This window comes from Nocardioides sp. N13(2025), assembly GCF_051912545.1.
In the GTDB taxonomy this organism is placed as follows: domain Bacteria; phylum Actinomycetota; class Actinomycetes; order Propionibacteriales; family Nocardioidaceae; genus Nocardioides.
This window is the reverse complement of sequence record NZ_CP196809.1, coordinates 435,095-456,654: the sequence shown is the minus strand read 5'-3', so window position 1 is coordinate 456,654 and position 21,560 is coordinate 435,095. Positions and strand designations below refer to the sequence as shown.

Sequence of the window (21,560 nt, the reverse complement as noted above, 5' to 3'; positions counted from 1 at the left end):
GCCGGCCGGCGGCGGCACGCTCTCGGGATCAGAGCTTCTTCTGCAGCTCCAGCAGCGTCTCGATGGTGCGGTAGCCCAGCGCCTCGTTGACGGCGTTCATCCAGCTGTTGACCTCCGCGTTCGAGGTGTCGACGGTGGCGAGGTCGGGGTACGTCGCCGCCGCGAGGTCGTGGGTGGCGAGCTTGAGGGCGAGGCCGAGCCGCCTGCCGCGGTGCGCCGGGTCGACGATCGTGATGCCCACCTGGCCCGCGACGGTGTCGGTGTCGTCGACGCGTACGTCGGAGACGCCGGCGACGGCCCCGTCGGGGGCGATCGCCATCGCGGTGTGCACGTGCCGGCCGATGTCGACCTGGCGCTGCTCGGCGGCCCGGATCCGGTGGACGCTCCACTCCGAGGACTGGAGGTCGAGCTCGCCGAGCGGCACCTCGCTCATCAGCATCCCGAGGAGCCGGCCGAACGACTCGACGTGCTCGTCGGGGCAGACGGTGTCGAAGGTGAGGATCCGGTAGCCGTCAGGCACCCGCGCCGAGGCCGCGAGGGCAGCACGGCGCCCGAGGTAGTCGGAGAGCGCGAGCTCCTTGATGGACTCGCGGCTCGCGACGTCGTAGCCCATGGTCCGGGCGAACTCCTCCGGAACGGCGGACCCACCGGGCGGGAGGTAGGCCTCGCTCTGGATCGTCGTGCGCCCGTCACCGGCGGCGACGAGCTCGAGCTCCTCGACCAGCCGGCGGCCGATCCCCTCGCGGGTGCGGTCGGGACGGGTGAAGGCGAAGGCCATCGCCGAGTGGAGGTTGTCCTTGAGCGAGCGCGTGAGCAGCCCCGCACCGACCATCTCCCGGCCGTCGATCGCGCCGAGCAGCGTGATCCCACGCTCGGGATTGTCGGCCGGCAGCGCGACCCGGCTCTGCTCCCAGACCGGCCACGGCTTGCCGGGCCGGTCGGCGGTGGCGGCGTGGCCGACCTCCCACCAGGCGCGGAGCGCCGCCTCGTTGCGCGGGTTGAGCTGCTCGATGTCGACGGCCACGCCGGTGACCGTAGCCTCGCGCGACGGCGCGGGTCATGCGCTTAACGACGTGCGCGCCGTCGAGGGGGGTACCCCGCTACAGGGCGAGCTGGCGCTCGACCACGTCGGCGAGCCGGGTGGCGACGCCGTGGGCCTCGTCCTGGGTGGGCGCCTCGACCATCACGCGCACGATGGGCTCGGTGCCCGAGGGGCGCAGCAGGATGCGGCCCCGCTCCCCCAGCACGGCCTCCTCCTCGGCGACGGCGGCCGCCAGCACGGCGTCCTCGTCGGCGCGCGTCTTGTCGACGCCGGAGACGTTGAGCAGCACCTGGGGCAGGCGGGTCATCACCGACGCCAGCTCGGCGAGGGACTTGCCGGTGGTGGCCATCCGCTCCATCACGTGCAGCGTGGTGAGGATGCCGTCGCCGGTGGTGGCGTGGTCGGTGAGGATGACGTGCCCGGACTGCTCGCCGCCGAGGGAGTAGCCGGAGACCTTCATCGCCTCGAGGACGTAGCGGTCGCCCACCTTGGTCTGGCGTACGCCGACGTTGTTGGCGCGCATGGCCTGGACGAAGCCGAGGTTGCTCATCACCGTCGCGACGACGGTGTCCTTGGCCAGCCGGCCCTGCTCGAGCAGCGACAACGACAGGATCGCGAGGATCTGGTCGCCGTCGACGAGGTTGCCCTCGGCGTCGACGGCCAGGCAGCGGTCGGCGTCGCCGTCGAGGGCGAAGCCGGCGTGGGCGCCGTGCTCGAGGACGGCCGCCTGGAGCGACTCCATGTGGGTCGACCCGCAGTTGTCGTTGATGTTGAGGCCGTCGGGGTCGGCGTGGATCGCGATGACCGTCGCGCCGGCGTCCTCGAGGGCCCGCGGGCCGGCGGCGTGGGCGGCGCCCTCCGCGCAGTCGAGGACGACCTTGAGCCCCACCAGCGGGTGGGTGATCGTGCTCTCGAGGTGGGCGGCGTACTCCTCCACCGCGGAGTCGTAGGTGCGCACCCGTCCGACCGCACCGCCGGTGGGCCGCTCCCACGGCTCACCCATGCGCCGCTCGATCGCGATCTCGATCGCGTCGTCGAGCTTGTGGCCGCCACGGGCGAGGAACTTGATGCCGTTGTCGGGCATCGGGTTGTGGGACGCCGAGAGCATCACGCCCAGGTCGGCGCCGAGCCGCTCGGTCATGTAGGCGACGCCCGGCGTCGGCAGCACCCCCAGTAGCAGTACGTCGACGCCCGCCGACGCGAGGCCGGCCACGACGGCGGCCTCGAGGAACTGCCCGGAGATGCGCGTGTCGCGACCCACCACGGCGAGGGGACGGTGCCCCTCGAACTCGCCGCGGTCGGCCAGGACATGTGCTGCACAGACGGACAGGTCCAGGGCCAGCTCCGCCGTCAAGGAGGCGTTCGCCAGGCCCCGGACCCCGTCCGTGCCGAAGAGTCGCGTCATGGCCCGGGAGCCTACGTGAGCCCCCGGGCCCCCACGCTCCCCCTGGTCCTACTTGAGCGCGAAGTCGGCGGAGATCTTCGAGCCGTCACCCGTCGTCATCGTGACGCGGTAGCACGAGCCCTTGCCGCCTGACGGCGTCGCCCAGTTCTGGATCCACTGCCCACCCGCGGCGTCGTACCGCAGCGAGGTGGCACCCGTGGTCACGAAGTCCACCGGGTCCTGGACGTCGGATCCGTCGCAAGTCACCTTGTTGGCGGCGAACGTCGCACCGATGCCAGCCGTCATCGGGACGGCGCCCTTGTAGACGTTGAACTTCAGTGGCACCGTCGAGCCCGCCTTGACCGTGTTGACCACCGACGTCCCCATGGTCACCGGCTTGTAGAAGCCGTCGAGGCGCCAGGCTGCGACGGTGTACTTCCGCTCTTCCGTCGTGACGTTGCCCGCCTGGTCAGTGGCCGTCGCGACCTGGGTCTTCGCGCCGACGGTGGTACCGCCTGCGGTGACGGTGCAGGGACCCGCCAGTCGCGAGGTCACGTCGCTCGCCTCGCAGGTGGAGGGGGCGGGCACGTCGCCGAAGTCGTACGTCGCACCTGCGGCCGGTCCACCCGTGAGGGTCAGCACCGGAGCCGTGGCGTCGCGCTTGACCGTGACGCTCTTGTTGTCGGAGTTGCCGGCCAGGTCGGTCGCCGAGCAGGTGTAGGTCGTCCCGGTGGTGTCCTCGGTGACCGTGGCCTCGTCGCACCCGTCGCTGTCGGCGAGCCCGGAGGTCGGGTCGGAGACGTCCCACTTCACCGACACGTCGCCGGTGTACCACTCGGTCCCCTTCCGGGGGCCCGTGACGACCGGGGTGATGACCGGAGCCGTGGCGTCTCGCTTCACGGTGACGCTGCCGCTTGCCGGGTTGCCGGCCCGGTCGGTCACTGAGCAGGTGTAGGCCTCGCCACGCGTGTCCGTGTCGAGGGTGACCTGGCCGCAGCCGGACGTGCTGCCAACACCGGAGGTGGCCTCGGTGATCGCCCAGGTCACCGACACGTCACCGGTGTACCACTCACCGTTGTGCGTGCCGGAGACGATCGGCGTGACCACCGGGGCCGTGGCGTCGCGCCTGACCGTGACGCTCTTGCTGTCGGAGTTGCCCGCCACGTCGGTCGCCGAGCAGGTGTACGTCGTCCCGTCGGTGTCCTCGGTCAGCGTGACCTCGTCGCAGGCGGGGCCCTCGGCGATGCCCGAGGTCGGGTCGTCCACGTCCCACTTCACGGACACGTCACCGTTGAACCACCCCGCGACCTTCGACGGACCCGTGACGTCGGGCGTGATGACCGGCGCCGTGCCGTCGACCTGCACCAACGCGGGGCTCGAGGCCATGTTGCCCGCGACGTCGGTGGCTCGGCACTCGGGCTCGTGTACGCCGTCGCCACTGACGGTTTCAGGGGCGCAGGCCTGGGCCACGCCGGAACCGGCGTCCGTCACGCCCCAGGTCACCACGACAGGCCCGCGGTACCAGCCGTTGTCGCCCTCAGTGCCGCTCGTGTTGTAGGTGATCATGGGCGGCGTCGCATCCCGCTTGAGGCTGACGCTGTCGCTCGCGTGATGGCCTGCGTTGTCGATGGCAGTACAGGTGTAGGTCGTGCCGTTGGTATCGGTCACCACGCTGACGTCGTCGCACCCGGTAGTCGAGGCGAGGTCTGACGTCGCGTCCGTCACGGTCCAGTCCACGGTCACGTTGCCGACGTACCATCCGTCGTTGCCCTCGGAGCCCTTGACCGAACTCAGGATGACGGGCTCCGTGGCGTCGCGCCTGACCTCCCGGGTGACCGTTGTCTTGTTGCCTGCCTTGTCGACCACCGTGCAGGTGTATGTCGCCCCCGCCGTGTCGCTCGTCAGCGTGGCTCCGGCGCAGTCGGGACTGGCGGTGTCGACCCCACTGGTGGCATCAGCGACCTTCCAGCTGACTGTCACGTCGCCCGTGTACCAACCGTTGTCGCCCAAGGCGCCCTTCACAGTGGGCGTGACGCTCGGGGCGGTGCGGTCGATCTTGACCGTCGCCGTGACCGGGCCGGCGGTGCCGCCCTGACTGGTCGCGGCACAGGTGCTGAGGTGCGTACCGTCAGTCGTGAACGTCTGGTCGCCGCAGCCGTCGGACGTGGCCGTCGATTGCGAGTCAGTCACGGTCCAGTCGATCGCGACGTCCTCGCGGTACCAACCGTTCGTGCCGCTCGGCGTGGCCGGGTTGAGGACGTAGCCGATGACGGGCGGCGTCGTGTCCGTCGGAGCGCAGGTCACGACCCTCCAGGTGACGGTCAGGCTGGAGGTCTTCGTCACGGTCGGCGTCTGTGCGCCGCCACCTGATGCAGACCACGTCACGCTGGCCTGCGCCAGTCCCAGAGGAGCTGCGGTGGGCACCGACATCGAGAGATCCGCGCTCCCCACGGGAAGGTCGGTGTTGCCGATAGTGGTCCAGTTCGTCGGGGTCGTCGCCTTCACCGAACCCAATGTGAAGCCGCTCGCCTGCGTCGCGCCCGTGATCCACACGTCGGTGCCGTTCGCCCACGTGTTGTTGTTGACCTCACCGCGGCGTTGCAGCGCGAATCCGATCTGCCTGGAGGCCGTCGCTCCCCTGCAGAGGTCGCCGAGCGCCACCGTGGTGATGGTGGCGAGGTCGTCGGTGACCCCGAGGTTGTCGGCGTTGCTGGCTGGGCCGATTCCGGCAACCAGGCCTGAGGCGAGCACGGTGGCGAGGGCGAGGCCGAGGGTCCCGCGACGAAGGAATGACATGCGCGCTCCGATGTTCCGGTTGCGCACCCCCTGTGCGCCCTTCGGACGGTAGGAAGCGCCCGGGTCACGGGTGGCACCTTCGAGTGATCTGTGTCACTCCTTCGACGAATCTTGATCTGGCCACGCTCAGGGCGAAATGGCACGAGGCCCGCAACCGTCGGGCGACGGTGCGGGCCTCGTGAGGCGATCCGAGATCAGCGCTTGCTGAACTGCGAGGCCTTGCGGGCCTTCTTGAGACCAGCCTTCTTGCGCTCCACGACGCGGGCGTCGCGGGTCAGCAGGCCGGCCTTCTTGAGCGCCGGGCGGTTGGCCTCGACGTCGACGGCGTTGAGCGCACGGGCCACACCGAGGCGCAGCGCGCCGGCCTGGCCGGCGGTGCCGCCGCCGTGGATGCGGGCGATCACGTCGAAGCGACCCTCGAGCTGCAGCTCCACGAACGGCTCGTTCGCGATCTGCTGGTGCAGCTTGTTGGGGAAGTAGTTGTCAAGCGTGCGGCCGTTGATGGTCCACTCGCCGGAGCCCGGGACGATGCGGACGCGGGCGACGGCCTCCTTGCGGCGGCCGGTCGCGCCGGCGGGCGCGATGGTGGCCGGGCGGGCGGGGGTGTCGGCCGAGGCGTCGCTCTCGGACGTGTAGGCAACGCCCTCGGCGTCGGTCTCGAAGGTCTCCTCGACCTCGCCTGAATCCAGGGTGGTGTTCTCAGTCATCTGTGAGTCCTCAGTCGTCACTGGGAGATCTGGGCGATCTCGAAGGGAGTGGCCTTCTGGGCCAGGTGCGGGTGGTCGGGGCCGGCGTAGACCTTGAGCTTCTTCAGCATCTGGCGACCGAGCTTGTTCTTCGGGAGCATGCCCCACACAGCCTTCTCGATGGCCTTGCGGGCGTCCTTCTCGAGGAGCTCACCGTAGGGCGTGGCCGAGAGGCCGCCCGGGTAGCCGGAGTGGCGGTAGGCCATCTTGGTGGTCTTCTTGGTTCCCGACAGCGCCACCTGGGAGGCGTTCACGATGATGACGAAGTCGCCCATGTCCATGTGCGGAGCAAAGGTCGGCTTGTGCTTGCCGCGGAGGAGGTTGGCGGTCTGGACGGCGAGGCGGCCCAGGACCACGTCGGTGGCGTCGATGACGAGCCACTCACGCTGGATGTCAGCGGGCTTGGGGCTGTACGTGCGCACGGCGGTATCCCGTTCTGGTTCGTTGGATCCGGCCCCCGGACGGGGGACGGTGGGTGCTGCTGCGGCTTCTGACGAACACGGCCCGGTTCGCTCCCCCGCTCCCGCCTTCGCAAAGGTGGTGGAGACGAGGGATGACGTCCGGATCAGCACCCGCACCCGGAGGGAGCGGACGCGGCAGGAGTCGCGACCAGCAAGACTACGGGGCCTCGCGCGAGGGGGTCAAAACGTGGCAGGTGCCACGATGACCCCGTGCGCAACGGCGGTGTGTCCTTCTGGTGGCAGCAGGTCGGTCTGCCCGTCCCCACCGACCGGCTCGAGGGCGACGCCAGCTGCGACGTGGCGGTCGTCGGCGGAGGGCTGACCGGGCTCTGGACCGCCTACCACCTCCACGAGGTCGACCCCACCCTCGACATCCGGGTGCTCGAGGCGGAGTTCGCCGGGTTCGGCGCGTCCGGCCGCAACGGCGGCTGGCTCTCGAGCGAGCTCGCCGGCAGCGCCAGGGCGTACGCCGAGGTGGCGGGCGAGGACGGCGTCGCGCGGCTGCGTGCCGCGCTGAGGCGCACGGTGGACGAGGTCATCGACGTCGCAGCGCGCGAGGGGATCGAGGCCGACATCGTGCGCAGCGGCGTCCTGACGGTGGCGCGCTCCCGGGCCCAGGCGCAGCGCCTCGGCGGTGAGCTCTCGGCCGGTGAGGTCGCGGAGCGGATCCGTGTCGCCGGCGCGGTCTCCGGCCACCTCGACCCGGACTGCGCCCGCGTGCACCCGGCCAAGCTCGTGAGCGGCGTGGCCCGGGCCGTGCGCGAGCGCGGCGTGCGGATCCACGAGGACACCCGCGTCGTACGCATCGAGCCGGGCGCCGCGGTCACCGAGCGGGGCACGGTGCGCGCCCCGGTGGTGCTGCGCTGCCTGGAGGGCTTCACCGCCGGCCTCGCCGGCCACCGGCGCGAGTGGCTCCCGATGAACTCCGCGATCGTCGTCACCGAGCCGCTCTCCGCGGCCCAGTGGGACGAGATCGGCTGGGAAGGGCAGGAGCTGCTGGGCGACGAGGCGCACGCGTACTGCTACGCCCAGCGCACCGCGGACGGCCGGATCGCACTCGGCGGGCGCGGCATCCCCTACCGGTTCGGGTCGCGCACCGACGTCGACGGGCGCACGCAGGAGTGGACGGTCGCGTCGCTCCGGTCGATGCTCTCCACCCTCTTCCCGTCCCTGGCAGAGATCGGGCTCGAGCATGCGTGGTGCGGCGTGCTCGGGGTGCCGCGCGACTGGAGCGCGAGCGTCGCCCTCGACCCCGCGACCGGCCTGGGGCACGCCGGCGGCTACGTCGGCTCGGGGCTGACGGCGACGCACCTGGCCGGGCGGACGCTCCGCGACCTCGTGCTGGGGCACGACACCGAGCTGACCGCGCTCCCCTGGACCGGTCACCGGGTCAGGAAGTGGGAGCCGGAGCCCCTGCGCTGGCTGGGCGTCCACGCCCTCTACCGCCTCTACCGCGCGGCCGACCGGCGCGAGGACGCCGGGCTCGACCGCACCAGCCGCGTCGCGCGGGTCGCCGACCGGGTGGCCGGTCGCTGAGCCGGGTGCTGGACACCTGGTTTCCGCTCGTACGACTCGCGCGGCTAGGTTGGAGCGACAACCACGACGTACGAAGACGTATGAACAGGAGCCGACGTGACCGACGTAGCGGCCAAGGATTCCCTGACCGTCCGTGACAACCGGACCGGCCAGGAGTACGACATCGCGATCACCGACAACACGATCGCGGCCAAGGACCTGGGACAGATCCGCGTGACCGAGGAGGAACCCGGTCTCGCGACCTACGACCCCGGCTTCGTCAACACCGCCTCGTGCCGGTCCGCCGTGACCTTCATCGACGGCGACAAGGGCATCCTCGAGTACCGCGGCTACCCCATCGAGCAGCTGGCGGAGAAGTCCAACTTCCTCGAGGTGGCCTACCTCCTCATCCACGGCGAGCTGCCCACCAAGGAGCAGTACGACGCCTGGGTGCACGAGATCACCTACCACACGTTCGTCCACGAGAACGTCCGCACCTTCATGCAGGGCTTCCGCTACGACGCCCACCCGATGGGCATGCTGATGGCCTCGGTCGGCGCGCTGTCGACGTTCTACCCCGACGCCCGCAACATCGGTGACGCCGACAACCGCCACATGCAGATCGTCCGCATGATCGCGAAGATGCCGACCCTCGGCGCCTGGTCGTTCCGCCACGCGCAGGGCAAGCCCTACGTCTACCCCGACAACGAGCTCGGCTACACCGCCAACTTCCTGTCGATGCTCTTCAAGATGAGCGAGCAGAAGTTCGAGGCCGACCCGCGCCTGGTCAAGGCGCTCGACGTGCTCTTCATCCTGCACGCCGACCACGAGCAGAACTGCTCGACCAACGCGGTCCGCTCGGTCGGCTCCTCGCAGGTCGACCCCTACTCGGCCGTCGCGGCCGGCGTCGGCGCGCTCTACGGCCCGCTGCACGGCGGTGCCAACGAGGCCGTCCTGCGGATGCTCAAGCGCATCGGGTCGAAGGAGAACATCCCCGCCTTCATCGAGGGCGTGAAGAACGGCAACGAGCGCCTGATGGGCTTCGGCCACCGGGTCTACAAGAACTTCGACCCGCGCGCCACGATCATCAAGAAGGCCTGCGACGACGTCTTCGAGGTCACCGGGGTCAACCCGCTCCTCGAGATCGCCAAGGAGCTGGAGAAGATCGCGCTCGAGGACGAGTACTTCGTCAAGCGCAAGCTCTACCCCAACGTCGACTTCTACTCCGGCCTCATCTACGAGGCGTTCCAGTTCCCGCCGGAGATGTTCACCGTGCTCTTCGCCATCGGTCGTACGCCGGGCTGGCTGGCGCAGTGGCTCGAGCTGGTGCAGGACAAGGACCAGAAGATCGCCCGTCCCAAGCAGATCTACACCGGCGACCGCGAGCTGACCTTCACCCCGGCGTCGGAGCGCTGGGCGTAACCCTCAGCCCCCTGCTCGTACGACGAACGCCCCCGGCCGTCACGGCCGGGGGCGTTCGTGCGTCCGGTCAGCGCTCGAAGACCGCCGTGGTGCGCGCCGGCACCGTCACCGAGTCGGCCGCCACCGTGCTGCCCTTGACGACCGCGTCGGCGCCACCGGCATGCACGTCGTGCAGCGTCCAGCCACCACCGGTGCCGGTCACCGCCTGGGCCTCGGGGCTGGCGTTGAAGACGACCAGGATCGCTTCGCGCCCCGCGTCGGCGTCGGTGCCCACGGTGTCGTCGATGAGCATCGCGATGACGCCGGGCTCGGCGTCGAGGAACGACACCTTGTCCTGGATCGCCTCGAGCGAGCCGAGGCGGAACAGCGGCGAGGACATCCGGATCCGCAGCAGGTCCTGCGCGGCGGCGTGGGCGGCGTCCATCGCTGCCGGGCCCGGGTCGAGGGCCGGGTCGGCGAGCAGCGGGCGCATGTAGGACCACTTCGCCTCGTTGTCGGCGCGCAGCGGCAGGCCCGAGCCGAAGGTGTTGTCGCGGCGCTGCCAGTCGACCCGGTTGAACCAGTCGCCGGAGTCGTAGGAGTTGCGGTCCAGGCTCTTGGAGCGGAGCAGGTCGGTGCCCGCGTGCCAGAAGACCACCCCCTGCGAGAGGGCGACCGTCGAGAGCGACACGGTGTTCATCCGCACCCGGTCGGCCATCGACGTACCGGTGGGCAGCTTGAACGCCAGCGAGTCGTAGAGCGTCTCGTTGTCGTGGGCGTCGACATAGCTCACGGTCTCGGCCGGGTCAGCGGCGTAGCCGGCCGGCTGGCCGTTGTAGTCGACGTCACGGCCGGCCACGGTGTCGCCGTAGGAGTCCCGGAAGGTGAAGTCGGCCAGGTTGCCGGCGAGGCCGAGCTTGACCAGGTCCTCAGCGTGCAGGAGTCGCGCCACCTGCTCCTCGGGCGTGCCGTTGACCGCGGCCCCGTTGGGGTCGGTGTAGAGACCCGACCCGAAGCCCTGGACCCGCGGGTCCTCGTCGAAGGGCCCGCCACCGCGTACGGCGTCGCGCAGCCGGTCGCTGAAGGAGCCGATGCCCGACCCGGCGAGGTTGAGCTGGGTGGCCTGGACGAAGCGGGCGTCGTCGGCGACCTCGCCGAAGTTCCAGCCCTCGCCGTAGAGATAGATCGCCTTGCCGTCGACGCCGTCGCGCTTCACGGTGAGGGCGTCGAGTGCCGCCCGCAGGCGGGTCATGTTCTCCAGCGAGTGGTGGCCCATCAGGTCGAACCGGAAGCCGTTGACCTTGTAGTCCCGCGCCCAGGTGAGCACGGAGTCGATCATCAGCTTCTCCATCATCCGGTGCTCGGTCGCGGTGTTGGAGCAGCAGGTGGAGCTCTCCACGGTCCCGGTCGCGCTGAGGCGGTGGTAGTAGCCGGGCACCACCTTGTCGAGCACGGACTTGTCGGCCTGGCCGGACGCGGCGGTGTGGTTGTAGACCACGTCCATGACGACCTGCATCCCGTTGCGGTTGAGGCCCTGGACCATCCGGCGGAACTCCACCGTGCGGCGGGCGCCGTCGGGATCGGTGGCATAGGAGCCCTCGGGCGTCGTGTAGTGCAGGGGGTCGTAGCCCCAGTTGAAGCCGTCGCCGGTGCGGACGTCCTCGACGCACGCCTGCTGCTGCTCGGAGTCGCGCGGCATGGCCTCGAGGTCGCACAGCGGCGTCTTCTGCGCGGAGCGGCGCTCCTCGATCGTGGCGATGTCGAAGGCAGGCAGCAGGTGGACCGTGTTGAGCCCTGCGTCGGCCAGGCGGCGCAGGTGGCGCATGCCCGCCGTGTCGTCGTGGGTGAAGGCGAGGTAGGTGCCGCGCTCGGTCGCCGGCACCGTCTCGTCGCCGATGGAGAAGTCGCGCACGTGCAGCTCGTAGACGTTGCGGTCCTCGGGCTGGGCGATCGTCGGCGGCGTGGTGCGCTGCCAGCCGTCGGGCGCCAGCGCCGGGTCGTCGAGGTCGACGACCAGCGACTGCTGCGAGTTGGCGGTGAGCGCCACGGCGTAGGGGTCGGTGACCCGGTTGGTCACCACGGCCCCGGCCGACGGCGACCACACCGTCACGTCGTAGGTGTAGGGCGCGTTCCTCCAGCCCTTCGGGCCGGTCGCGGCCCACGTGCCGTCGTCGGCACGCGTCATCGCGACCCGGGCGCCGGCCACCGTCGCGGACACCTGCTGCGCGGTGGGAGCCCACAGCCGCAGCGTCGGGCGGCCGGACGTCCAGGTCACGCCGAGGTCGGCCCCGGCCGCATCGGCGTACACGTCGTCGAGCACGCCCGGCACCTGCACGCCGGTCGCGTCGTGCAGCGTGCCGCCGGGGTCGTACGACGCCACGGCGAGCTGGCCGCGGAGGATCTCCGGCACCTTCTTGAGCGCGCTGCGGTCGAGGCGGAACGCCTCGTAGCCGGCGAGTTGGGGGAAGTCAGCGAGGACGTCGGCCGGGATCCCGGCGGGGTCGTGGGCCAGGGGCACCGACTGCCCGCCGGTGACGGCCTCTGCGTCGACGGCCAGGTCGCCGGCCTCCGACCAGTGGAGGCGGTAGCGGCGCGCGTCGGCGTCCGGGACGTCCCATGCGACGAGGTCGCGGCGCAGCCACTGCGCCTTCGCCCTCGCCAGGTCCGGGGAGGCGCCGGGCGTGCGGGTGGCGACCTCGAGCTGGTGCGTGGACACGTCGTAAGTGAAGAGCACCTCGACCCCTCCCGCGGGGACGTCGAACGGGATGTCGGCGCCTCCCGCGACGCCGTCCTTGCCGTAGTTCTCCGACCACGACAGGCCGTGCGCGACCTTGGTCGCGTAGCTGCCCGCCGGCAGGGTCGCGCTGAAGGTGTAGGTGCCGTCGCCGTCGGGGTCCTTGAGCCAGCTCCGCATGCAGTCGGGCGCCCAGTCGCCCGGGCAGCCGAGCTCGGACTGGAAGCTGCCCGCCAGCGTCACGATCGGGCCCTGGGCGTCGGTGGTGATCCAGTGCGAGGCGTGGTCGTAGTAGAACGTCACGTCCTGCGGGGCGTCGAGGGGCAGCGGGACGTTCGACCCGCCGCGCGTGCCGCCGGCGCCGTAGTTCTCGTCCCACGAGCCGTTGATCGCGGCCTTGTACTCGTAGGCGTCGGCGGGCAGCGAGACGGTCTTCTTCCAGACCAGGTCCTCGGCGTCGAGCGACATCTGCGCCTCGGCGCAGTCGGGCTGCCAGTCCCCCGCGCAGCCGATCTCCGCGTTGTGGCTGCCGGGCATCGACACCGCGTCGGGCTGGGTGACCGGTCCGCCCGTGCCGTCGCCGCCCGGCGTCGGCTCGGCCTCGGGGTCGCCGACGGTCGCGTACGACGACGTCACCGAAAGGTTCCCGCTGCTGTCGCGCAGGACCGCGCGGTACTCCAGCAGCGAGCCCTTCGGCATCGCGCTGACGTCGTGGAACACCCGGTAGGGCGCGTTGTCGTCGGTGCCGAGCGCGGTCCACTCCGTCGCCCCGACGGGCCGCCACGCGACGGTGACCTGGTTGAAGCCGCCGTCGGGCACACCCACGGTGATGGGTGAGCGGCCGCCGACGACACCGCCCGCGGAGGGCTTCTCGAGGTGGATGGCCGGCGCCTCCTCGCGCTCGGCGAGCGTGCCGTTGGCGCGCCACACCATCGCGGAGAGCGGCGGCACCGTGATCGTCGTACGCCCCTCGGCGTCGGTGCGCAGCGACTGCTTGGCGACCGGCCAGACCTGCTTGAACGAGCCGCGGCGCATCTCGGTGCCGACGGTGACCGTCTTGGCGGTGGTCGCGTTGTTGAGCGCGACGAGCAGCTCGCGGCGCTCGTCGGCGTCGATGCGGCTGAACGCGTAGACGCCGGCGCTGGCCGAGGAGTAGCGGTGCAGCTGGGCGCCGTCGGCGAGCGCGGGATAGGTGCGCCGCAGGCGGGCGAGGTCGCGGATCGAGGTGTAGAGCGGGTGACTGGTGTCGAAGTTGGCGTCGGCCGTGGTGGCGTCGGTGCCGATCAGGTCGTTGTCGTTGTAGGACGCGACCCGGCTCGGGAACATGTCCTCGCGCGCGTCCCGGTCGCCGCCGTCGCCCACGAAGCCCTGCTCGTCGCCGTAGTAGACGACCGGCTGGCCGCGGGTGAGGTACATCAGCGCGTGGGCGAGGCGGTCCCGCTCGAGCGTGGAGTCGGTGCCCTTGAGGAAGGTGCCGATGCGGCCCATGTCGTGGTTGCCGAGGAAGGTCGGCGAGGCGTAGGCGTTGGAGTCGGTGTCGGTGTACCAGTCGTCGCCTGCGTAGAAGTCGCGCAGCCGCGTGGTGGCGCCGCCCTTGGCGAAGCCCGTGCCGGCCTCCTGGAAGCCGAAGTCCAGCGTCGCGTCGAGGCGACCGGCCGTGCTGAACGTCGACAGGTAGGCAGGGTTGGCGTCGTAGACCTCACCGAAGGCGAAGAAGTCGTCGTTGCCGATCTCGGCGGCGTGCCGGCGGATCGCCGGGGCGAACTCCTGCCAGAACTCCATGTTGACGTGCTTGACGGTGTCGATGCGGAAGCCGTCGATGCCGAAGTCGACCCACTTCTCGTAGATCCCGGTCATCCCGTCGACGACGTCGGGCTGCTCGGTGAAGAGGTCGTCGAGGCCCACGAAGTCGCCGTAGGTCGACGACTCGCCGGCGAACGTCGAGTCGCCGCGGTTGTGGTAGTTGGTCGGGTCGTTGAGCCAGGCGGGGACCTTGACCGTGCGGTCCGCCTCGCTGCGGAAGACCGGCGTGTAGGGGAAGGACGTGGCCGCGTCGAGCTCGGGGAACGTCTCGCCACCCGCGAAGTCGCGGTCGTCGAAGGCGTTGCCCGCGGCATCGCGGTAGGGGGCGGTCGCCTTGTCGACGTAGCCGTAGCGCTGCTGCTCGTAGTCGATGACGTCGGCGGTGTGGTTGGTGATGATGTCGAAGAAGACCTTGATCCCGCGCTCGTGGGCGCGGTCGATGAACGCCGTCAGCTCGGCGTTGGTGCCGAAGTGCGGGTCGATCCGGGTGAAGTCGGTGACCCAGTAGCCGTGGTAGCCGGCGCTCGCGTCGCTCCCGGTGCCCTGGACCGGCCGGTTCTTGAAGCTCGGCGTGAGCCAGATGGCGGTGGTGCCGAGCCCGTCGATGTAGTCGAGCTTGTCGGACAGGCCCGCGATGTCGCCACCGTGGAAGAAGCCCTTGTCGGCTGCGTCGAGACCCGTCGCCATCCGGTCGCCGGTGAGTCCTCCGGCGTCGTTGCCGGTGTCGCCGTTGGCGAATCGGTCCGCCATCACGAAGTAGAAGTTCTCCTTGGTCAGCGGTCCACGCAGCGACGTGCCGGCCAGATCCTCGTCCGCCGCCGTGGGCTCACCGGCAGGCTGCTCGGCGGGCGCCACCGCGATGCGGTGCGTGGCGTCGTCGTAGGAGAACCGCAGCGACGCGGGCTGCTGGAGGACGAGCGGCAGGTCGGCGCCACCCGCGGCACCACCGGCCCCGTAGTTCTCACCCCACGACCCGTTGATCGCCACCTTGTAGGCGTACGACCCCGCGGGCAGGTCCACCTCGAGCGCCCAGCTGCCGTCGTCCTGCAGCGCCAGCCCGGAGGCCGTGCAGTCGGGCGTCCAGTCCGAGGCACAGCCGGCCTCGTCCTGGAGGCTGCCGACCAGGCTGACGGTCGCGGGCGGCGCCTCGCGATGCTCGGCGTGGGCCGGGGCCAACGGCGCCAGGGAGGCGGCGAGCGTGCCGAGGCAGGCAGCGGCGGTCAGGACGAGGGTGTGGGCGAGGGGGTGGCGACGACGCACGTGGAGCTCCCGAGAGGTGGTGACGGCCCACGCAGGACACAGACGTGGCGGCCGTCACAGTAAGCGCCGGTGACGCGATCTTGCAATGGCTGCAAGTTCTTTCAGTCCTGCTCCCGCCTACGGACCCCCAAGTTCTTGCAGGAGGCTGCTCGCAGCCTCGTCGAAAACCACCCTTCGGGGCGGCCCGGCGTCACTACACTCCCGGAGCAGCAGGCCGTGGGGCAGAGCGGTGGGCTGACGGGGATCGGCCGGGATCGGCGGGGAGGCGTCCGTGGGGATCGAGGGGGCGAGCACGCTCGGGTCGGTGCTGCGCGGTCTCCGGGAGTCCGCGGGGCTCTCCCAGGAGGAGCTGGCCGAGCGGGCGGGCCTGAGCCCGCACGCCATCAGCGCGCTCGAGCGCGGCACCCGCACCCGCCCGTACCCCCACACGCTGCGCTCCCTGGCGGGCGCCCTCGACCTCGACGAGGACCAGCGCGCCGGGCTGCTCGCCGCCGTCCCGGCCCGGGCCGCGCGCACGCCGTCCGACCCGGCCTCCAGCCGGCCGCGCGACCTGCCGGTGCCGGCCACCCCCCTCGTGGGGCGCGACGACGACGTCTCGCGCGTGGCGGACCTGCTGCGGTCGAGCCGACTCGTCACCCTCAGCGGACCCGGGGGCGTCGGCAAGACCCGCCTCGGGCTGGCCGTCGCCGCGTCCGTCCGCGACCGCTTCGTCGACGGCGTCACGCTGGTCGAGCTCGCTCCCCTGATCGAGGCCGGACAGGTCCTCCCGGCGATCGCGGACGCGGTGGACGCCGCCCGCGACCCGGCTCGTACGGTCGCCGACGACGTGGCCGAGCAGCTGCGCGGGCAGCAGCGGCTCCTGTTCCTCGACAACGTCGAGCACCTGCTCGACGCGGCCGCCGACGTGGCCGTGGTCGTCGAGGCCGTTCCCGGGCTCACCGTGCTGGCGACCAGCCGCGCGCCCCTGCGGGTGCGAGGCGAGACCGAGTACGCCGTCGAGCCGCTGGAGGTCGAGGACCTCCCCGACGGCTCGCCGTCCCCCGCCGCGCGGTTGCTCCTCGACCGCGCGCAGCGGGTGAGCCCCGGCTGGGGCGCCGACCCGTCGGACGCGCAGGCCGTCGCCGCCACCTGCGAGCGGCTCGCCGGCCTGCCGCTCGCCCTCGAGCTCGCCGCCGCCCGCGCCCGCCTGCTCGACCCGGCGTCCCTGCTCGACCGGCTCGACACGGCGCTGCAGGCAGGTCCGCGCGACCTCCCGCCCCGCCAGCGCACGATGCGCGCGACGCTCGACTGGAGCCAGGGGCTGCTCGACGAGCCGGGCCGCTGGTTGCTGCGCCTGATGGGCGTCTTCGTCGGGGGCACCACCCTGGCCGACGTCGAGGCCGTCGCAGCGCGGGCGGGGCAGGACGGTCACGACCCGGTGCGCTGCCTGGAGTCGCTGGTCGAGCACTCGCTGGTCGTCGTCGAGGCGTCCGGACGGATCCGGGTGCTCGAGCCCGTCGCGCAGTACGCCCGCGACCTGCTGCGCGAGGAGGGCGAGTGGGAGGACGCCGCCCGCGCCCACGCCGAGCACTACCTGGCGGTCGCGACCGCCCACAGCTCGAGCTATCGCAACGGCGGCCAGGTCGCCGCCCTCCACCGCATCGACCTCGAGCACGCCAACCTCACCGCGGCGGCCGAGCGCTCCCTGGGTGCCGGGGACATCGAGACCCCCGCGCGGATGGCGTGGGAGCTCTGGCTCTACTGGTGGCTCCGCGGGCACCACGACCACGGCCGGCGCTTCGCCGAGAACGTCCTCCAGCACAGCGACGCGCTGCCCGAGGAGGTGCACGCCCGAGCAGCCCTCGCGGCCGCCACGATGGCGTTCGCCATGGACGACGTGGAGGGCGCCGCCGGGTGGTGGCGGCGCGCGCACGAGCTCGCCGGCGACTCGGCCGAGATCCTCAGCAACGCCGTGGCCGGCGAGGGACTCGCGGCCCTCGTCGCCGGCGACCTGGTCGGAGCGCGCGAGCACTTCCAGGAGGCGGTCGTGCACGCCGAGGCGGGCGGCGCGGAGGTCGAGTGGACCTGGGCGCTCTCCCACATCTGGCAGGGCACCGTGGCGCTGCTCCTGGGAGACGCCGACGAGGCGGTGCGCCTCATCGAGGCCGGGCTGCACTCCGCACGCCGCCGCGACGACCGGCTGACCTCCTACATCGCCCTCTACAACCTGTTCCAGGTCGAGCTCGGCCGCGGCGACCACCAGGCCGCGCGGCGCCACCTCGAGGAGGGCACCCGGCTCTCGCTGGAGACGCGCGACCAGGCCAACCTGGCCTACCTGCTCGACGCGGGCGCGGTGCTCGCGGCCGCCTCCGGCCAGCACGCCCGCGTGCCGCTCCTGCTCGGTGCGGCCCAGGCCATCCGCGAGGCGCTCGGCTCGCAGGGCTACGGCTACTACCGACCGGACCCCGACACGATCGCCGCGGCCGCCGCGGAGGCCCGCACCCACCTGGGCGCCGACCGCTACGACGACGCCCTGGACACCGGCCGCGGCCTCCCGCCGGTCGACGCGGCCGCGATGCTGCGCGACGCGCTCCCCCGCGGCTGACGCCCGCAGCGCGGCCGCACCGCACCCGCACACCGGTCGTACACCTGCTGCTGTCCGTGGCGTGCGCCCGGAAGCGCGCCGAAGGTGGTGCCACGGCACGCACCCGTGCCCCGACACGTCCTCCCGTCCCACAGGAGCCGCCATGAGCACCACGCTCGACCCGTCGACCAGCGCCGGCAGCGGCGTCCCCACCGGCGAGCCAGCCGATCGCGGCTGGGTCCTCGCCGGCCTCGGCGCCGGCGTCCTCGGCATCGCCGGGGTCGTCGCCAGCGGGATGGTGGACGCCGTCTACGACCCCGACCTCGCCGGCGACCCGGAGGCGATCACCGCCCGGCTGTCCGACCAGGTGCCGCAGGTCCTCGCCTTCCACACAGCGACGATGCTCTCCTGCGTCCTGCTGGTGCTGTTCGCCGTCGGGCTGCACCGCCAGCTCCAGCGTCGTACGGGCCCGGACAGCCTCGTCCCCGGCGTCGCCGCCGCCGGGCTGGGCCTCGTCGCCGTCGCCCAGCTGCTGGGCGCCGGTCTGACCACGGAGTTCGCCTTCGGGCTGGCCGACGACCCGGGGCAGCTGCTGCCCGAGAGCGCGGTCTTCTTCAACCACTGGATCGGCACCATCCCGTGGCTGTGGGGCGGTGCCGGCCTCGCCGGGCTCGCCCTCGCCCGGGCCGCACGACAGGGCGCGTACGCCACGTGGCTCGGCTGGGCCAGCCTGGTGCTGGGCGGGCTGACCGCGGTGTTCCTCGTCAGCCCACTGCAGTACATGGCGGGCATGACCGGCCCGGTCTGGCTGGTCGTGGTGTCGCTCGGCCTGCTCCGCCCCGCACGCGGAGCCTGAGGTGGTCGGAGACCCCTCCACCTGGCTGCCCGCGGACTTCGTCCACCCGACCCGCGTGGAGGTGCCCTTCGGGCACCACCTGCGGCCGATCCGTCCCGAGGACACCGACCTCGACATGATCGCGGTGATGGGCTCGCGCGAGCGCCTCTGGAGCATCTACGGCGCCGCGTGGGGCTGGCCGCCGGCCGACATGACCCACGAGGCGGACCGGGCCGACCTCGCGCGGCACGCGGCGGAGATGGAGACGCACGAGTCCTTCAACTACGCCCTCCTCGACACCGACGAGACCGCGCTGCTGGGCTGCGTCTACATCGACCCGCCCGAGAAGCCCGGCGCCGACGCGGAGATCTCGTGGTGGGTCGTGGACGAGTGCGTCGGGACCGAGCTGGAGCAGGCGCTCGACGAGCTCGTCCCCCGCTGGATCGCCGCGTCGTGGCCCCTGAGCCGACCCCGCTACGTGGGGCGCGACCTCAGCTGGGCGGACTGGATGGCGCTGCCGGACCTGCCCCGCTGAGCGCGGTCCGGCGAGTCTCTGCACCTTCCCAGCCGGTTCTCAGCGCTTCCACAGGGAGCCGGCGCAGTCTCGGAGACATGAGCGACTACTTCACCCCCGCGCAGCACCCCGTCCAGCCGCAGCACCAGCCGCGGCGACGGCGTACGGGCCTGGCCGCGGCGGTCGTGGCGACGTCCCTGCTCGTGGGCGGCGGGGCCGGGCTCGGCGGCGCCGCGCTCTGGGACGCCACGCACGACGAGCCGACCGGCTCGGCGAGCGCCACGGCCACCAGCACGGCACCGGTCTCCACGCAGTCCCAGGCGCCCGCGGCAGACGGCTCGGTGGAGTCGGTGGCGCAGAAGGTGCTGCCGAGCGTGGTGAAGATCGACGTCACCGGCCAAGGTGGCGGCGCCTCCGGCTCGGGGATCATCCTCACCGCCGACGGCACGATCCTCACCAACAACCACGTCGTCGAGATGGCCCAGGGCGGCGGCTCGGTGAAGGTGTCGTTCGACGACGGCACCAGCGCGGACGCCGAGATCCTGGGCACCGACCCGCTCACCGACACCGCGGTGATCAAGGCCTCGGGCGTGAGCGACCTGACCCCGGCGACGATCGGCAAGTCCGCCAACCTCGGCGTGGGCGAGGGCGTCGTCGCGGTCGGCTCGCCCTTCGGCCTCGACGCGACCGTCACCAGCGGCATCGTCAGCGCCCTCGACCGCCCGGTCAACGTGGGCTCCGACGACCAGGGCAACTCCACGACCTACCCCGCGATCCAGACCGACGCGGCCATCAACCCCGGCAACTCGGGTGGGCCGCTCGTCGACATGACGGGTGCCGTCGTGGGGATCAACTCCTCGATCCGCACGGCCGCCTCGCAGTCGCCGTACGGCTCGTCGGGCCAGTCCGGCTCGATCGGCCTCGGCTTCGCGATCCCCATCGACGAGGTCATGCCGATCGTCGACCAGATGGCCAAGGGCGAGACGCCGACCCACGCGCGCCTCGGCATCCGGATCACCGACGACGCGGCGGGCGCGAAGATCGCGGAGGTCACCGAGGGCTCCACCGCCGCCGAGGCGGGCATCGAGGCCGGCGACGTGATCACCTCGGTCGACGACCACAGGATCACCGGCGCCGACTCGCTCGTCGCGACCATCCGGTCCTACCGTCCCGGCGACTCCGTGACCGTGACCTGGACGCGCGACGGCAAGACGCAGCAGGCCGAGGTGCAGCTCGACAGCGACGCCACCACCGGCTGATCCGCTCCGTTCGTCGCCTGGTTCAGGCCGGCCGCGCCATGATGGTGCGGCCGGCCTCACCGTCTCGACCCGGGTCCCACCCTGAGGAGTCACATGCAGCTCGAGCTGAGCCAGACCGACGCGGAGCACCGTGACCGCCTGCGGGAGTTCTTCACCACCCAGGTCCCGCAGGAGATCCGCGACACCGTCCTGGAGGGCCGCCACCTCACCCGCGACCAGATCGTGGAGAGCCAGCAGGTCCTCAACGCCGAGGGACTCGCGGTGCCGCACTGGCCGACGGAGTGGGGCGGGCAGGACTGGACCGAGCTGCAGCGCCACCTGTGGCACGAGGAGATGCAGCGCGCGGGCGTGCCGGTCCCGCTGGCCTTCAACGCCTCGATGATCGGCCCGGTGATCGCGCAGTTCGGCAGCCAGGAGCAGAAGGAGCGATTCCTGCCGGCCACGGCCAACCTCGACATCTGGTGGTCCCAGGGCTTCTCCGAGCCGGACGCGGGCTCCGACCTGGCCAGCCTGCGCACGAGCGCCGTGCGCGACGGCGACGACTGGGTCGTCAACGGACAGAAGACCTGGACCACGCTCGGCCAGCACGGCGACTGGATCTTCACCCTCGTGCGCACCGACCCGGAGGTGAAGAAGCAGGCCGGCATCTCGATGCTGCTCATCGACATGACCTCACCCGGCGTCGAGGTGCGGCCGATCGAGCTCATCGACGGGGGCCACGAGGTCAACGAGGTGTGGTTCTCCGACGTGCGGGTGCCGGGCGACCTGCTGGTCGGCGAGCCCGGCCAGGGCTGGACGATCGCGAAGTTCCTGCTGGGCAACGAGCGCGTGGGCGTGGCCCCGGTGGGTGCCACCAAGCGGGCGCTCGCCACCCTCAAGACCAACGCCGGCGACCTGCTCGACGACCCGCTGGTCCGGGCCCGCGTCGCCGAGCTGGAGAACGAGCTGCTCGCCCTCGAGCTCACCGCCCTGCGCGTGGTGGCGCACTCCTCCGACGGGGAGCCGCACCCCGCCTCGTCGGTCCTCAAGCTCAAGGGCACCGAGCTGCAGCAGGCGGTCAGCGAGCTCGCCCTCGACCTCGCCGGGCCGGCGTCGCTCGCGGCCCGCGCCGACGACGACTCCCCGCAGGAGGGCTGGGCGCGCCGCGCGGCCCCGACCTACCTCAACCTCCGCAAGGCGTCGATCTACGGCGGGTCCAACGAGATCCAGCGCCAGATCATCAGCCGCACCATCCTCGGACTCTGAAG

The 21,560-nt window shown here is 71.8% G+C and carries 13 protein-coding genes; 7 read left to right on the top strand and 6 right to left on the bottom strand.

Annotated features, from left to right (window positions below; translation table 11 throughout):
* Positions 1-28: 28 nt before the first annotated feature.
* The 5 genes from ACS3YM_RS02250 to rplM all read right to left on the bottom strand — a co-directional run bounded on the left by ACS3YM_RS02250 (position 29) and on the right by rplM (position 6,390).
* Positions 29-1,024, bottom strand: coding sequence for a hypothetical protein (locus tag ACS3YM_RS02250; protein ID WP_439938414.1), 996 nt, complete (start codon positions 1,022-1,024; stop codon positions 29-31).
* Between the two features lie 76 nt (positions 1,025-1,100).
* Complete coding sequence (glmM, locus tag ACS3YM_RS02245) at positions 1,101-2,447, bottom strand: phosphoglucosamine mutase (protein ID WP_439938413.1); 1,347 nt, start codon at positions 2,445-2,447, stop codon at positions 1,101-1,103.
* A gap of 48 nt (positions 2,448-2,495) precedes the next feature.
* Positions 2,496-5,222 (bottom strand): PxKF domain-containing protein, encoded by a 2,727-nt coding sequence (locus tag ACS3YM_RS02240; RefSeq protein ID WP_439938412.1) that lies wholly within the window; start codon positions 5,220-5,222, stop codon positions 2,496-2,498.
* Positions 5,223-5,416: 194 nt separating this feature from the next.
* The gene (rpsI, locus tag ACS3YM_RS02235; protein WP_439938411.1) at positions 5,417-5,929 is read right to left on the bottom strand and encodes a 30S ribosomal protein S9; all 513 of its coding nucleotides are present in this window, start codon (positions 5,927-5,929) and stop codon (positions 5,417-5,419) included.
* Between the two features lie 17 nt (positions 5,930-5,946).
* Positions 5,947-6,390, bottom strand: coding sequence for a 50S ribosomal protein L13 (gene rplM, locus ACS3YM_RS02230; RefSeq protein WP_439938410.1), 444 nt, complete (start codon positions 6,388-6,390; stop codon positions 5,947-5,949).
* Positions 6,391-6,639: 249 nt separating this feature from the next.
* Between rplM and ACS3YM_RS02225 the strand changes: the two genes are divergently transcribed.
* Together ACS3YM_RS02225 and ACS3YM_RS02220 are read left to right on the top strand one after the other, a co-directional pair.
* Positions 6,640-7,965, top strand: coding sequence for an NAD(P)/FAD-dependent oxidoreductase (locus ACS3YM_RS02225; protein WP_439938409.1), 1,326 nt, complete (start codon positions 6,640-6,642; stop codon positions 7,963-7,965).
* Positions 7,966-8,061: 96 nt separating this feature from the next.
* Positions 8,062-9,366, top strand: a complete 1,305-nt coding sequence (locus tag ACS3YM_RS02220) for a citrate synthase (RefSeq protein WP_439938408.1) — start codon at positions 8,062-8,064, stop codon at positions 9,364-9,366.
* Positions 9,367-9,433: 67 nt separating this feature from the next.
* Here the strand turns inward: ACS3YM_RS02220 and pulA are convergent, their stop codons facing one another.
* The gene (gene pulA, locus ACS3YM_RS02215; protein WP_439938407.1) at positions 9,434-15,142 is read right to left on the bottom strand and encodes a pullulanase-type alpha-1,6-glucosidase; all 5,709 of its coding nucleotides are present in this window, start codon (positions 15,140-15,142) and stop codon (positions 9,434-9,436) included.
* A 271-nt stretch (positions 15,143-15,413) separates the two neighbouring features.
* Between pulA and ACS3YM_RS02210 the strand changes: the two genes are divergently transcribed.
* From ACS3YM_RS02210 to ACS3YM_RS02190, 5 genes are all read left to right on the top strand, one after another.
* Entirely contained in the window at positions 15,414-17,726 is a 2,313-nt protein-coding gene (locus ACS3YM_RS02210) for an ATP-binding protein (RefSeq protein WP_439938406.1), read from the top strand.
* A gap of 142 nt (positions 17,727-17,868) precedes the next feature.
* Complete coding sequence (locus ACS3YM_RS02205) at positions 17,869-18,561, top strand: hypothetical protein (protein WP_439938405.1); 693 nt, start codon at positions 17,869-17,871, stop codon at positions 18,559-18,561.
* Position 18,562: 1 nt separating this feature from the next.
* Positions 18,563-19,075 carry a GNAT family N-acetyltransferase gene (locus ACS3YM_RS02200; RefSeq protein WP_439938404.1) on the top strand — a complete coding sequence of 171 codons (513 nt, stop codon included), beginning with the start codon at positions 18,563-18,565 and terminating at the stop codon, positions 19,073-19,075.
* 77 nt (positions 19,076-19,152) lie between these two features.
* Entirely contained in the window at positions 19,153-20,313 is a 1,161-nt protein-coding gene (locus ACS3YM_RS02195) for a S1C family serine protease (protein ID WP_439938403.1), read from the top strand.
* 93 nt (positions 20,314-20,406) lie between these two features.
* Positions 20,407-21,558 (top strand): acyl-CoA dehydrogenase family protein, encoded by a 1,152-nt coding sequence (locus tag ACS3YM_RS02190; protein ID WP_439938402.1) that lies wholly within the window; start codon positions 20,407-20,409, stop codon positions 21,556-21,558.
* The last annotated feature ends 2 nt before the right edge of the window (positions 21,559-21,560 follow it).